This is a genomic window from Nonomuraea sp. NPDC059007 (genome assembly GCF_042740555.1).
GTDB lineage: Bacteria > Actinomycetota > Actinomycetes > Streptosporangiales > Streptosporangiaceae > Nonomuraea.
In genome coordinates this window covers 15,634-29,384 of record NZ_JBHYJD010000085.1, presented here as the reverse complement: position 1 = coordinate 29,384, position 13,751 = coordinate 15,634, and the positions used below count along the sequence as shown (strand labels likewise).

The following is a 13,751-nucleotide window of genomic DNA, read 5'->3' as shown; positions in this document are numbered from 1 at the left end:
ACGTGGAAAACCGCTGGTGGGCGCGGTACGGCCACGCCCCCTGACGGAGAAGTCCTGCCCGCTGGTGCTGCTGGTACGGCCAGCTGCCCGGTTCGGTGTTCGCATCGTACCTCTTGGGTGTTGTTTCGGGTGACTACGGCGGTCGACTGGACCATCCAGGGTTGAATCGATCGCGGGGTGGGCTCGTGCGCTCACCGACGAGGGGATTCCTGGATCGGACTGCGAAGATCAGCCGAGCGTGAACGTCCTGGCACGGATACGCGCTGGCTGGGAGGGTGGACCTCATGATGGAAGACTTGCGGGACGCCGAGCGCCGACTTCAGGCCGCGCAGCTCGCTGGAGATGTCGAGGCGCTGGATCGGCTACTGGATGATCGGCTGATCTTCACCTTCGGCGCGAACGTCGCGACCAAGGCGGACGACCTGGAGCTGCACCGCACTCGGACGCAGGTGGTGACGAAGGTGGCCGAGGAGGAGCTGACCGTGCTCGCCGATGGGCACACCGGGGTGACGTGGTTTCTCGGCACCATCGAAGGGACCGTCTCCGGTGCGCCGTTCGCGGCCAGGATGCGCTACACCCGTACTTGGCTATACGGCGAGACGCACGGCTGGCGAATCATCGCCGTGCACGCCAGCACGACCGATTGACATAGCCGAAGGGATCGCGAGGCCGAGATGTCCTTGCCGCCGGCTAGCAGTACGGAGAGCACCTCGGTGCCGAGGGAGAACGTCTGGTCCCGGACAGGCCCGTCGTGTCGAGACTGCTCATGATCGGGGCCAGACCAACTACGAGAGAAAGGTGTTGCCGTCGGGGTGGTGACGGATGTTCAGCAATACCTGGTCTCGCCGGTCAGTCCATGGCGTCGATGATGCGGAAGTCGCGCTCGAAGCCATCGGGGAGGGCCACCAGCGCCTTCTGGTATGCCTCGCTCTCGTAAGCCGCGACGGCCTGTTCAAAGCTGTCGAACTCGATCAGAACGACGCGTTGCGTGATTCCGGCCTCGCGGGCGACGACCCGACCGCCATGGGACGGGATCCGGGACAGGACGCGCCCGCCCCCAGCCTGGACAGCCGGACCGGCCAGCTTGTCGTAGGCAGTCAGCATCTCAGGGTCGGAAATGGCGGGGTAGACACTGACCCAGTAACCCTTGGCCATGGAAACCTCCTGTGTTGGACCGGACACGTCCGACTTCGAATTGACACTCAGATCGATCGACCCCGGCGGCCGGTTGAATCGTCGTACGCGCAGGTTAGGGCTGGATAGGCGGTCAAGGGAAAGACCGGTCCGGGATAGACTCAGAACGGATCGTTATCAATCGGCGGGGAGGCCGCGTGGCGCCGGATACGGTGAGCCTGCGCTACTTCCTGGTGCTGGCGCAGGAACTGAACTTCACCCGCGCGGCCGCACGGATCGGTATCGCACAGCCCGCACTCAGCGCCCGGATGCGCCGCTTGGAGACGGAACTCGGTACGGCCCTGCTGGTCCGCAACACGCGTAGCGTCGTATTGACCACGGCCGGTGCGGCTCTGGCGGAGTCCGCGCCGCCCGCGCTGGCGGCGCTGGACCGGGCCTGGGACACCGCCCGGAGCGCGGCGGCCGGTGAACTGGGCACGCTGCGCATCGGATACAGCCTCAGCGCCGGGGCCGAGACGGTACCGGCCCTGGTGGACAGGCTGGTGCGCGGCAACAGCGGACTCGAGGTCGGCGCGGTCCCGATGGCGACACCGGAGATCTCTCCCGCGGTCGCCGACGGCCGCATCGATGCCGGGATCACCCGCGGTGAACAGCCGGGCCGTGGCGTGCGCCGGTTCCTGCTACGGCGTATGCGCGTCGGGGTCCAGCTGGCGCAGCACCATCCGCTGGCCGAACATCCGGAGATCGAACTCGCCGACGCGGCCGCGTACCCGCTGCGACTCCCGGACCGTGCGGCCAACCCCGTGATCCACGATCAACTGTCCGCACTGTTCCGAGACACCCGACCACACCCCCGATTTCACACGCCCGCGGTCTCTTTCGACATGTCTCAGCGCGACCTGCGCGACGGGATCACCCTCGCCCCGGCCGGAGAAGCCGCGGCCACGGTACAACCGGCCGGTCTCACCTGGCGACCGCTGCGGGGCGCGCCCAGCCTGACGATCCACCTGGTCCTCCCACGCGAGCAGTCGCCACTGCACCGCCGCATCCGTGCCGTCGCCAAGGCCCTGGCGCACGAGCTGCACTGGCTGCCGGACTGACACGCAAGAGGTCAAGCGAGACGGTCACCTGCGGAGGCCAGGCCGAAGACCTTGCGCCCGGCGGACTTCGCGGTGATGACGACGACGGTCTTGCTGAATGTCCGCCACGACCTCGCTACGCCATCCGAGTCGCTACGCGCAACTCCCTAGCGGCGCGCGTCGGTGGCATGGGCCTTCAGCTCCGCCGCCTGCGCGGTGAGGGCGTCGGCGAGCTCCTTGCCCTGGGCCAGCGCCTCGGCGCGGATCTGGTCGGCCATCGCGCGGGCCTCGGCCTTGCCCGGCCTGTCGGCGGCCCGGCTCTTGGCCTCGGCCTCGGTCTCGGCGGCCCGGCTCTTGGCCTCGGCGGCCTGCGCGGCCTTGGCGGCGGCGTGGTCGATGGACTTGTGGGCCGCGGCGATCAAGTGCAGGCGAGAAATCCAGGTAGGTCCAGGCGCCCGTGGCCTCCATCGTGGGTAGGCCTCGACGAGCGGCTTGTGCGTGCTGACCCGGGCTGCCTGCCAGTCCGGCCACCATCCCGTGGCGGGCGCGGATGCGGATCTTCCAGCCCCCGGACGGTTCGCCGGCGCGGCGGAAGTAGGGCTGGAACACCGGCACCAGCACGGCACCGCCCGGGCCACCCCCCACGTACCAAATCGAAGCCCTGAAGCGCACAGGTTCGCGCGCGCTGGCGCCTACGAGCCGAAGGGCCCCTTTGGCCAGACGGTCCACCACTGCTGTGACTGGCCGTTCTTCCGCCATAGCTGCACCAGCGCGCCGTTGCCGCGGACGTTCGCGTCACGGTCCACGACGATGCTCAACCCGTTGTGGAAGGCCTCGTTGTAGAGGGCGAGGTCGCCGGTGCCGGGCCGGTTGAAGAACTGCTGGTTCGGTGAATTGTCGTTGCACTGCCAGAGCAGTAGCGGGGTGCCGTCGCGGCCGCCCCAGCGGGCATCGGCGTCAAGGCATTTGCCGCGGAAGTGCTGGTTCTCCAGGTGGCCGTCGGGCCGCCAGCGCCACAGCTGCTGCGGTGAATTGCTGCACTGCCAGATAACCACCCTGCTCCCGTTGTGGCCGCCGCCGCTGACGTTGGCGTCCAGGCACTGATTCGAATTCGCGGGGATGCGGTCGCGGAACTCGCTGGTAAAGGTCACCAAGCCGACAGGGTGGGTTCGCAGGGCTGTCGCGCCGGCCGCGCCCGTTCCGGTCGAGGTCTGTGCGAACCCGGGTGCGGCGCTCAGCACAAGCAGTGGTACCGCCAGCATTGTCGCTGTCAGGCGGAGTCGAGACATTGCCTTTCCTCCTTTTCGCCTTCCGTCGCGGGCGGGCCGGGCAGCAACGAGTCGAGGTAAGCGCATGTTCTCTCCTATCGGATGGGTTTTTGGGCTTTGTTGGCCCGCGCCAGTTGTTCAGATTCGAAGTCGAAAGCTCAGAAATCGACGCCGAACAACTCAGCGCACAGTCCACGCTAGGAACCGCCGCCCAAGTGCCTCCACGACTTTCACGCGTGCTTGAAAGGCCAAGCTGAAGGCCGGTCGCACACGAAACAGCGGTGACACAGCCCCGCGCCGAACCAGGCAGGCCTTGACTATCTGCTGGGTGCCCGAGGAGTCCGCGCCCTCGACCCCCCCGTACTGCCCGCCGGCCTCCACGGCGAGAGGACCTGACCGTGGACCTCACAACGCGGCATGAAGAGATCGGCAGGCACCACCGGCCGGCGGACCGTCCGCGCCGACGACAGCACCGAGTGAGTTCGACGCGCCACAGTTCCAGGAAGTGAACCGGCGGAAAGCCGTTCCCGCTGCGAAGGATCAGGATGCACTTGTAACGCATCGCGGTTGAACCGAGCACCGCGCCAGCCGGCGGCATGCCTGGCCCCGGATTTACTCAGAAGCCCGGAGCGGGCTCCATGTCCGGTGGACCCGGCCGGGGCCGGCCAGAGCGAGCCGGCGCAGGCGTTTGGGCCGCCGGGTCAGCCGGGAGAGCATGTACCGGCTGGGCTCTCGCCGCCGCAGGACGAAAGCCGACGCTGACGCGGCCAGCGCCGAAACCGCCACCGACTGCCAGCCCTCCAGCATCACCGACGACATGCAGCCGAAGGAGACGGACGCCGCGACGTCAAGCGTCCGGTCGAGCGCCTCGCTGTGGCAGCGAACGTCGATGGTCCGTGCCGCGTGTGCCGCCGAGGCGATGGGATCGTGCGGATGGCGGGCCAAGGGAGCGTCCAGGGCGCCGGAACGATACGCGGGCCTGGCGGCGATCACGTTCTCGGCCCAGCCGCCCAGCCGCGCGGCTCGCCGCTGGGAGAACGCTGCCGCGAGGATGATGGTGGCGAGATACGTCTCCGGCATGGACAACGCGTACGGTTCCCGCCGACGACGAGCTAGTCCCCCGGCAGAGCCTCCTGGAGGCGCATCACAGCCGTCTGGGCCGCTGACCTGGTCAGCGGAGGGTCGAACGCGCCGACGTGGCCGTCGTGTTCCAACACGATCATCGTGTTCCCCACCCGGATGAGCGCGATGTCGATCGCGACCATCATTTCCGTCGCCAGCTCGGCGTCCCGCTCCAGATCACTGTCGGGGAACCCGCTGCGGAACTTGACCGCGTACACGCTGTCCCCAAGCCGACCGAGCGACAACCTGCGGATGATCTCTTGAGTACCCTGCGTCTTGACCGTGATCTTCCGGCAAGAGCGGACCATGGCCTTGGCCGCGCGTTCCAGGGCGGAGATCTTGCGGGGGGTGCCGCTCACGAGGTATTCGCTGATCCCCTCCCACCGGTCCGTGTGTTCCAACGCCGTCGAGACCTTGGTCCGGTAGACCGCGGTCAGGCTCTTGACGGCCTTCCGGCACGCCTTGGTCCGGGTGAAGGCAGGGTTCAGCAGGCCCTTTGTGGTGTAGTCGCGACGCGCGAACTCGCTCCCGAGATCCTCCGGTACCAGAAGGGCGGCCCTGAGCGGATCGACCTGCCCCGACACGTTCTCGGACAGGGCGGGACCCGGCACCAGCAGCGATCCAGCCAAGACGGCCGCCAGGGGAAACAAACGCTTGGTGATCACCTCAACCACGATAGATGCATCCCTCTCCGCTTGGGAGGGGTGCTTCACGACGGATCCTTCAGTCCGGCGCCGTGGCGGCGTTGATGTCCCTGCCCGACGTCAGCGGGAGGCGGCGACGAGTTCCCCATCGTCGAGCTTCTCCCTGGACCGACTCACCACCCGGACCGTAGCCATGGGACGACACGTCGCTTCACGATCGGTTCCTCCATATCCCCTATCCCGAAGGCCGCTCCCGGGTTGCGTCCACTGTGGACCTGGCCACCAAAGCCGTCACGCCCGTAGCTGTCAGGGCCGGCCGCCTTCGTGGACTACGCTCATGACCCGGCGCCCCCAGCCCGGCAAAACCGTACGCCCGGCAGCGGCTGTACAGAGGAGCAACTCATGTCACTGGTGGGCAGGGAGGTCGAGCAAGCGCGGATTCAACGCCTGCTGGCGAACGCGCGCGACGAACGCAGCGGCGTCCTGGGGCTGCGGGGCGCGGCGGGCATCGGGAAATCGGTTCTTCTCCAGCACGCTGTGTCGATCGCCGAAGAGGGCGGCATGCGCGTGGTGCGCGGAGCAGGGGTCGAGTCCGACTCCGAGCTGGCCTACGGCGGCCTGCACCACCTCTTGTTTCCTCACCTGGACAGGTTGGACGCCCTGCCAGCTCCCCAGGCCAGGGCACTGCGTCGCGCCTTTGGCCTGTCGGAGGGAGACGACGCCAACCGGTTCCTGATCTCCGCCGGCACCCTGTCGTTGCTCGCCGATCTGGCCGAGAAGGCCCCGCTGCTGTGCGTGATCGATGACCTGCAATGGCTCGACCAGGGTTCGGTGGAGGCGCTGCTGTTCGCGGCCCGCCGCTTCGTGGCCGATCCGATCGCGGTGCTGTTCGCGATGCGCGAGACGGCGATGCCGTTCGACATCGCGGGTGTCGAGGTCGTGGATCTGCCCGGCCTCGCCGCGCCCGACGCCGCCCGGCTGCTCGACGAGTACGCGCCGGAACTCATCGAACCGGTGCGGACCCGGGTCCTCGCGGAGTCCGGCGGCAACCCTCTGGCGATCATCGAGCTCGGGTCGTCGCGGCTCGCGGCTGACGATGCCGACGAGTCCGATCCGGCCGGGCAGGTCGGCCCGTTGCCGGTGACCCGCCGCGTACAGGAGTCATTCCGTCACCAGATCGTGGGGCTTCCCGAGCCCACCCAACGCGCGCTCGTGGTGGCGGCGGCCGACCTGGCGGCGCCTCTCGCGACGATCCTGCACGTGATCGAATCCCTCGGCGGCGCCGCCGGCGACCTGGCGCCCGCCGAACGCGACCGGCTGGTCTGGATCGACAGCCGGATCACGTTCCGCCACCCCCTGGTACGGGCGGCGGCCTACCAGGACGCGCCCCTGCACCGGCGGATCGAGGTCCATCGCGCGTACGCCGAGGCGCTGCGCGCGGACGCCGACGCCGACCGCCGGGCCTGGCACCTCGCCGCTGCCACCATCACCCCCGACGAGGCCGTGGCCGCCGAACTGGAAGACGCGGCGGAGCGGGCCTGGCACCGAGGCGGCGCCATGGCGGTGTCCGCCGCCTACGACCGCGCCGGCCGGCTCAGTGCCGACCGGGAGCTGAAGGCCCGGCGTATCGCCCGGGCCAGTCAGGCCGCGTTCGACGCCGGCAAGGCCGACCGCGCCGCCCGGCTGGCGGCCGAAGCGCTCGCGCTCACCACCGACCCCGGCATCCGGGCCGCGGCCATCTACACCCGTGGCGCCGTGGAGTATGAACGCACCTCGCCGCGGGCCGATGCGGAGCTGACGCTCGAGGCCGCCGCGCTGGTGCGCGACAGCGATCCGGAGCGCGCCGCGCTCACGCTCTACGAGGCCGCGCACGCCGCCCGGCACGGAGCGGCGCACGACCTTCTGGAGCGTGCGGCGGAGCTGATGCGCGGGTTCACCCCGCCGGAGCACTGGGCACCCGTGGTCGCCGCCCTTCTCGGGTGGGCGGACCTCTTCGCCGGACGCCCGGAACTGGCCGTCGGCCCGATGCGCGCCCTCCACACCACCACCCGCGGCGGCGGGAACGACCTGACGCATCAGATCACGGCCGGGTTCGGCGGGCTCATGATCGCCGACGATGACAGCGTCGTCGCCGGGACCGAGGACATGCTTGGCGAAGTGCGGGCCAACGGGGCACTGGGGTGGGTCCCGTACACCCTGAACGTGCTCGCGGTGGCGCGGCTGCTGCGCGGCGAGTTCGCGGACGCCCGCGCGTGTGTGGCGGAAGGCGCGTCCGTGAGCGACGAACTCGGGAACACGACCGAAAACCTGGCACACCGGTCGGTGGAGGTGTGGCTGCACGCCGTATCGGGTGACGAGGCACGCTGCCGAGCCCTGGCCGAGGAGGTGCTCCCGCGAGCCCGAGCCCGGCACCGGGTCAACGCCGAGATCGCGGCCTGGGGTCTGGGCATGCTCGACCTTTCCGCCCGGCGGTTCGGGCAAGCATGCGACCAGCTCGAACAAGTATTCCGGGGACCGGCGAGCCGCGACCTCCTGGTAAGGGCGGTGCCGGACCTGGTGGAAGCGGCCGTGCGCGGCGGCACGCCGGATCGCGCCCACGCACCGCTGGCGGCGTTCCGCCACTGGGCCGAGCACGTCGACCGCCCGGTCGCCACCGGTCTCGAACTACGCTGCCGGGCCTTGCTGGCCGACGACGGCGACGCCGAGGCGCTGTACACCGGGGCACTGCGCCTCCACGAGAGTCACGGCGGCCCCTACGAGCACGCCCGCACCCAGCTGGTCTATGGCGAGTGGCTGCGCCGCCGGCGCCGCCGTACCGAGGCCCGCGCCCATCTCGCGGCGGCGGTGTCCGCGTTCGAGCGCCTCGGCGCGCTGCTCTGGGCCGAGCGTGCGCGCGGCGAGCTCGCCGCCTTCGGCGAGCGGGGCGATGAGCCTCAGCGCAGCGGCCCACTCACCCTCCTCACTCCACAAGAACTTCAGGTGGTACGGCTGGCCGCCACCGGCCACACCAACAAGGAGATCGCCGCACAGCTGTTCCTCAGCCCGCGGACCGTCGGCCACCACCTCTACAAGGCGTATCCGAAACTCGGCGTCACCGGCCGCGCCGAACTGACCGACCTCCTCTAGCCCGCAAGTAACGTCAGTCATCGGCTTCCCGGACACCGGTCACGATGACCGATGCGTCACGGGGAAGCCCCCGCCTAGCGTTTCCATCGTTCGGACAGCGGCCGCAACGCCAACGAGGAGACGACAATGACGAAGTACTTTCTGAGCCTCCCCCACGACTCCGCCGAGGAGCCGACGATGGAGAGCATGGACCCCGCGGAACTGCAGCAGATGATGGCCGAGGTCGATGCGTTCAACACCGCCCTTGTGGAGGCGGGCGCGTTCGTGTCCGCCGGAGGCCTGCAGCCCCCGTCCAGCGCGACCACGGTGGACTACTCCGGCGACAGCCCCATCCTTACCCCAGGCCCCTTCGTCGAGGCCAAGGAGTACCTCGGCGGCTTCTGGATCATCGAGGCGGAAAACGACGACGTCGCGATCGAATGGACCAAGCAGGCCTCGCGGGCACTGCGAAGCAGGATCGAGGTACGCGCCCTCCAGGAGGCACCCCCCGCCTGACGGTCCGGCCGGGTCAGCACCCGGAGGGTCCGATGCACGCACGAGCAGCGGTCAGAAGCATCTGGTTCTGATCAGGACCGCCGATTCGCATGCCGTCGCCTCGGCGGCATGCGGCCGCACAACCATGGCAAGAGATCCACAATCCGGGCAAGCAGGAGAATCGAGGGGAGCCCAGACCGCCGCCAAGATGGGGGCGTGAACATTCCCAAGGCCAGTACCGGCTCGCCGGCATTCTCACCCCAGGCCCATGACAAAGTGCTCTACGTCTACCGGGTCACCAAGTACGACCCGGCGGACCGCGACGACCGGGGCTCGTACGTCGGTCCCGAGGACGTGTGCAGCGACCACGGGACGGTGGAAGCGGCCTACCTGGCAGCCGTATCCGCTTTCGCCGAAGAAACCGGCATCCGCCACCTCACCATCCGGGAACCCGAGGTTGCCGGCTTCGTCAGCTTCGGAGCAGAAGCCCCGATCGACGGGCACGGCTTGGCGGGGCTGTTCCCCACGGACCTGGTCGGTTACCACGACGGCGCGCTGGTGCCGATGGCTGTCGCCCTGGAACTGGTACGGGCAATGCTGCGCGACAACGGTGCCTGGTGCCGCCTTGAGGCGGAGGACCGATTCTTCGTCCACGTCGGCTACGACCAGTACGTCTATGTCGGCAGTGCGCTCCCATGCACGCACGCGATGACGTTGACCCACCAGCGCGGGCTCTTCGTCGAACCCATCAGCCGGTCGCCGTACGACCCGGAGTTCGACGAGGAGGATCTCGCACGACGACGTCCGGCCGACACAACGTTCTGGGCCGAACTGGAAACCCTCATCAGCCGAGGCGGCGCGGCGTTGCTGGAGGAGGGCTACGTCCATAACGCCTCACGCTGGCACCGGATCACGACCATTGATGAGGTCACCGCGACACGGAGCCGGCTCACCCCCAGAGCCAGGCTGCTGATCTGGCCTGATCTATCAACAGACGTGGACGCGGCCCTTGCCGCTCTACCCGGCGAGGGGCTCACCGAAGTCGTCTGGCAGAACCCACAAGGGCACATCAGCAGCCTGAAAGTCGATGAAACCCACTACCCGGCACTGCGCGCCAAACTGACTGACGCCCGCGCAATCCTGGCCCTTTCCCGCGACGAGGACGAGCGCCAACCACTGATGGCCGCCGTGCTGCCCGACCCCGACGGAGTGCTCCGCGCACGCTGGACGCCCTGAGCCCGAACAAGGCAGATCGTTTTAGACGGCCAGCGTCACCACCCCGTTGGCCGTGGTCACGACCACCACGCCGGGCGGGACGAACTCGAGTTCCGTGATCTGCGTGCCCAGCTGAATGACCTTCTCCGCCTCGGTAGCGCCGTCCTTCCAGACTCCCAGCGTCCCGTCCGCTCCGGCCACGACCAGCAGTTCGCTCAGGTCGTGCGCGGCGACCGCGGTGATCTCCGCGGGCAGCGGGGTCAGTTCAAGCTCCCGCTTCTCCGGCGCACCCGGCTGGTCGAACAGGTGGGCGACCAGGCGGTGGTCTTCCGGCCACAGCAGGACCGGGCCGTCCGCCGAGTCCGCGAGCGCGGGGAGCGTGTCGCTCTGGCTCCACGCCACCAGCCGGGCGGGTCCGGCGTCACCCCTGAGCTCCCAGACGGAGTTGATCCCCTCCGACAGACACGTGAACAGCGTACGCCCGCCGAGGGTGCGGAGCCGTCCCACGGCGATCTCCCCGCCGTCCTGGCCACCGGGCCAGGGCGGGTCGGCGATGGCCGTGACGTGCCAGCGACCGGGCCCGTCCCCGAGGCGCAGCCGCCACAGATGAACGTCCTTGTCCGTCTCCGTGGGAAAGCCCCCGACGACGATCTCCAGCGGTTCGGTGCTTGTCACCGTCACGGCCCCGGCGACCTGCAGCTCAGGAAACTCCATCGTGGTCACTTCCCCGGTCCGCATGTCCGCGAAGAACAGGATGCCGCCGCCCTCCTCGCCGTTGTGGTGACCGGCCACGACGAGCGTGTCATGGCCGTCGATCACGGCGGCGGCGACATCGAGCAGGGTGACGTCCTGGAAGGACACCGGCTCGGCGAGCGGCTGCCCGTCCGCGAGACCCCAGGTGATCAGGACAGCGGTGACCTCGTCCTGCTCCTTCGTACTGATCAGGGCGGAGACGGCGACGCGACCGGCAGCAGTGAAGGCCACAGCCCTGTCGACGGTGCCCCTGAGCTCACCCCGCTTGGGCGGCAGCGGTTCCTCGTCGTCCGGCCGGAGCCGCCACTCGAACACGCCTCCCGTGTCCCCGGCCACGCCGCACAGCAGGACGGGTGAACCGTCCACCTCCGTCAGGCGCACCGCGTCCACGGATTCCGGGAACTCCTCCACGATCACGGTGTCCCACGTGTCCTCCGCTCCCGGCGACGCCCAGGTGAGGATGACCCCGCCCGCGCCGCAGCCGGTGGCGGCCATCACCCGGCCGCCGATCATCGCCGCGTGCGCGTCGCAGACACCGCCGCGTACGTCGATCACGTCACCGGCGGCGGGGCTGCTTTCGCGAATCAGGGCGATGGTCCGGCCCACGACGGCTTCGTAGGTGTCTTCCGGGGCTCCGAAGTCACTCCGCCACGTGGTCGAGTGGATGCCACCGGACCCGTCGGAGTGGTCCAGCGTGGTGATCGCGCCACCGCAGCTGTGCTGCCGGGGGAACGCCGCGCCGCCGGGCATGACGTCGGCGTCGATGACGAAGGTCCCCTCGCTCGACCCGGCCACCAGGATCATGCCTTCCGGATCCGCCGCCACGTGGACCGCGCCGTACCGGCCGGTTCCAGGCTCTGGCCGGTCCATTGCCAGGGGCGCAGCCTGCCGTCCGCTCCACCCGACAGGAGTAACTCCTCGGCCAGGGCCAGGCTGAGGACCGGCCCGGAGTGCGCGGCCCGGACCTCGATGCGGGTACGGGACACCAGGTCGTAGAGCTCGACCCGGCCGTCTCCCCGGCCCAGGGCCACCCGGGAGGTGTCGGCCGCCAGCGCCGTGATCATCGAGCCGCCATCGGCGGCGAACTCGCCGACCGGCTCCGCCGAGGCGGGATCGACCGCCGCCAGCCGGGTGCCGTCGGACACCAGCAGGACCGGATCCTCCTCGGCCCCGCCCGCGGCGACGTGCACGGCACGGAAGCCCAGGGCGATAGGACCGCTGAGCGGAGTTCCGCTGCGCAGGTCCCACAGGTGCAGCTCCCCGTGATAGGAGGCGGTCGCCACCACCGCCCGTCCGGCCACCTTGAACGTCGCCATCCCCACCACCCCGCCGGGCGGCTGGGCGACGAGCCGGCGCGGCCGGGTCCGCAGCATGTAGCCCAGCAGGGGCCACCACGGCTGGGCCAGTCCCAGCGCGAGCACCCGGGCCAGCACCGGCTGGGCCGAGCACAACATCGCCGCATATTCCAGGTACGCCGCCCGCTCGGCCGGATCGTCGCCCGCGTACATCGCCAGGGCGCGCCGGTAGGTCTCGGCCTCCGCCAGGTCGTGGGCGTCGCTGCCGGGCAGCGCGTGCAGCAGCCCGGCAGGCTCGGCGGCGACCAGGAACGAGGCGTCGGACATGAGCTCGCCCAGCAGGCCCACGGCGGCCCCGTGCTCGGCCGCGTAAGCGCGGGCGTAAGGCGCGCTCTTGAGCCAGTCCCCGCCGCACGCCGCGCGGAAGTACTCGATGACGCCACGATGCGCGTCCGCGATGCTGAGCTGGCGATCCTCGGTCAGGTACTCGCGGAACGTGTCGTGATAGAGCTGGACCGGCCCGTGATCGCCGTCTCCGCGGAGGTACTGCGCGCAGTCGTCCAGGATCTCGGCGACCTGGTCGCCGGGCAGCCCCGTCACACCCGACAACTCGTCCAACGTCAGGCCCGTGCCCCGGGCGACGGCCAGCGCCCCCAGAATCGGCTTGAACCGGCGGCGCCACTCCCGCTCGTTCTTGCGCAGCCCGCTGTGCATCCATTGCCGGTACAGGCCGGCCAGCGTCCTGGGCAATGGAACCGTCTCGGGGTGCCGGGCGAACACCGCGGGATCGCGGAGCAGGTCGTTCACGATGTGGTAGGCGTACAGGAAGTTCCGGCCGCCGAGCCGGGACAGATGGTCGATCCAGCTCTGCCGGTGGGCGACGTCGGCGAGCCTGAGGCGAAGGTAGTCCCGCAGGTCCGTGTCGGCCGTCCGATCGAGCTGAACGGCCGCCTCCGGCAGCAGCCGCAGCGCGATCGGATCCGGGCGGCTGGTGCAGAGGAACCGCAGCCACGGCGGCAGGCCCGACCCCGGCCCCTGAGCGACCGTGCCCAGCAGCGCGGCGATGTTGTCTTCCGGATCGTAGGTGTAGGCGGCGCTCAGGTCGTCGACGGCCACCAGGACGGTCCCGGGGGCGGCCACCTGCCGCAGCGGCCTGCGTACCAGCAGACCGAAAGCGCGGCGGGCGGGCATCCCGCGCTCGATCGTGACCGAGATTCCGGTCACCCTGCCGCCGGAGGCCACCGAGCCCACGGTGACGTCGGCCCGGTTGCTGATCGTCATGCCCGGCTCGGCGATCTCGCGCACCAGCGCGTCGGCGAACCCGGGGACGAGCTCGGCCAGCGACTCGGACAGGGCCTTCACGAAGTCGATCGGATCAAGGCTCGCCTCGGCGCCGCTCATCGCGCAGAAGTACGGCCGCGCGAGCAGGACGACCCGGATGCCCGGATACCGGCCGGGTTCGGCCAGGCCTCCGCCGTGGAGGTGCGCCAGTTCCCGGACGAGCGTCGTCTTGCCGCATCCGGGAGACCCGGTCACCAGGAACACGGGCTCGCCCTGCTCCGACAGCCATGCCTCGACCGAGTCCAGCACACTCGCCCGCAGAATCGTGTTCTCGGGAAGCTGCGCCCCGGCGACGGCCAC

At 69.8% G+C, this 13,751-nt stretch carries 12 protein-coding genes; 5 read left to right on the top strand and 7 right to left on the bottom strand.

Annotated features, from left to right (window positions below; all coding sequences use genetic code 11):
• Positions 1 to 287 precede the first annotated feature (287 nt).
• Positions 288 to 647, top strand: a complete 360-nt coding sequence (locus ACFWY5_RS55810; protein ID WP_379640058.1) for a nuclear transport factor 2 family protein — start codon at positions 288 to 290, stop codon at positions 645 to 647.
• A gap of 202 nt (positions 648 to 849) precedes the next feature.
• Here ACFWY5_RS55810 and ACFWY5_RS55805 read toward each other — a convergent pair whose 3' ends face one another.
• Positions 850 to 1,155 (bottom strand): DUF1330 domain-containing protein, encoded by a 306-nt coding sequence (locus ACFWY5_RS55805; RefSeq protein ID WP_379640056.1) that lies wholly within the window; start codon positions 1,153 to 1,155, stop codon positions 850 to 852.
• Positions 1,156 to 1,331: 176 nt separating this feature from the next.
• On the opposite strand from ACFWY5_RS55805, the gene ACFWY5_RS55800 reads away from it, so the two are divergent.
• The gene (locus ACFWY5_RS55800) at positions 1,332 to 2,234 is read left to right on the top strand and encodes a LysR substrate-binding domain-containing protein (protein WP_379626307.1); all 903 of its coding nucleotides are present in this window, start codon (positions 1,332 to 1,334) and stop codon (positions 2,232 to 2,234) included.
• A 146-nt stretch (positions 2,235 to 2,380) separates the two neighbouring features.
• On the opposite strand, the gene ACFWY5_RS55795 is transcribed toward ACFWY5_RS55800, so the two are convergent.
• The 4 genes from ACFWY5_RS55795 to ACFWY5_RS55780 form a co-directional block, all read right to left on the bottom strand.
• Positions 2,381 to 2,635: a hypothetical protein gene (locus ACFWY5_RS55795; RefSeq protein ID WP_379626309.1), complete on the bottom strand. Its 255-nt coding sequence runs from the start codon at positions 2,633 to 2,635 to the stop codon at positions 2,381 to 2,383.
• Between the two features lie 270 nt (positions 2,636 to 2,905).
• Complete coding sequence (locus tag ACFWY5_RS55790; RefSeq protein WP_379626311.1) at positions 2,906 to 3,502, bottom strand: RICIN domain-containing protein; 597 nt, start codon at positions 3,500 to 3,502, stop codon at positions 2,906 to 2,908.
• 591 nt (positions 3,503 to 4,093) lie between these two features.
• Entirely contained in the window at positions 4,094 to 4,561 is a 468-nt protein-coding gene (locus ACFWY5_RS55785; RefSeq protein WP_379640055.1) for a hypothetical protein, read from the bottom strand.
• Positions 4,562 to 4,593: 32 nt separating this feature from the next.
• Positions 4,594 to 5,316, bottom strand: coding sequence for a hypothetical protein (locus ACFWY5_RS55780; RefSeq protein ID WP_379640054.1), 723 nt, complete (start codon positions 5,314 to 5,316; stop codon positions 4,594 to 4,596).
• A 333-nt stretch (positions 5,317 to 5,649) separates the two neighbouring features.
• Here ACFWY5_RS55780 and ACFWY5_RS55775 point away from each other — a divergent pair, with 333 nt between their 5' ends.
• From ACFWY5_RS55775 to ACFWY5_RS55765, 3 genes are all read left to right on the top strand, one after another.
• On the top strand, positions 5,650 to 8,373 hold the full coding sequence (locus ACFWY5_RS55775) for an AAA family ATPase (protein ID WP_379640053.1): 2,724 nt from the start codon (positions 5,650 to 5,652) through the stop codon (positions 8,371 to 8,373).
• Between the two features lie 126 nt (positions 8,374 to 8,499).
• The gene (locus ACFWY5_RS55770) at positions 8,500 to 8,868 is read left to right on the top strand and encodes a YciI family protein (RefSeq protein ID WP_379640051.1); all 369 of its coding nucleotides are present in this window, start codon (positions 8,500 to 8,502) and stop codon (positions 8,866 to 8,868) included.
• A gap of 195 nt (positions 8,869 to 9,063) precedes the next feature.
• Positions 9,064 to 10,083, top strand: coding sequence for an RNA-binding protein (locus ACFWY5_RS55765; RefSeq protein ID WP_379640050.1), 1,020 nt, complete (start codon positions 9,064 to 9,066; stop codon positions 10,081 to 10,083).
• A 21-nt stretch (positions 10,084 to 10,104) separates the two neighbouring features.
• On the opposite strand, the gene ACFWY5_RS55760 is transcribed toward ACFWY5_RS55765, so the two are convergent.
• Together ACFWY5_RS55760 and ACFWY5_RS55755 are read right to left on the bottom strand one after the other, a co-directional pair.
• Positions 10,105 to 11,640 (bottom strand): hypothetical protein, encoded by a 1,536-nt coding sequence (locus ACFWY5_RS55760; RefSeq protein WP_379640049.1) that lies wholly within the window; start codon positions 11,638 to 11,640, stop codon positions 10,105 to 10,107.
• A complete protein-coding gene (locus tag ACFWY5_RS55755) occupies positions 11,616 to 13,751 on the bottom strand; it encodes a hypothetical protein (protein WP_379640048.1) in 2,136 nt (711 codons plus the stop codon). Before ACFWY5_RS55755 ends, ACFWY5_RS55760 begins: the two co-directional genes overlap by 25 nt.

Excerpts from the sequence above, each read along its gene's own strand:
- ACFWY5_RS55810 (WP_379640058.1), top strand. The coding sequence starts at position 288 with ATGGAAGACTTGCGGGACGCCGAGCGCCGACTTCAGGCCGCGCAGCTC.
- ACFWY5_RS55770 (WP_379640051.1), top strand. The coding sequence starts at position 8,500 with ATGACGAAGTACTTTCTGAGCCTCCCCCACGACTCCGCCGAGGAGCCG.
- ACFWY5_RS55775 (WP_379640053.1), top strand. The coding sequence starts at position 5,650 with ATGTCACTGGTGGGCAGGGAGGTCGAGCAAGCGCGGATTCAACGCCTG.
- ACFWY5_RS55805 (WP_379640056.1), bottom strand. The coding sequence starts at position 1,155 with ATGGCCAAGGGTTACTGGGTCAGTGTCTACCCCGCCATTTCCGACCCT.
- ACFWY5_RS55785 (WP_379640055.1), bottom strand. The coding sequence starts at position 4,561 with ATGCCGGAGACGTATCTCGCCACCATCATCCTCGCGGCAGCGTTCTCC.
- ACFWY5_RS55790 (WP_379626311.1), bottom strand. The coding sequence starts at position 3,502 with ATGTCTCGACTCCGCCTGACAGCGACAATGCTGGCGGTACCACTGCTT.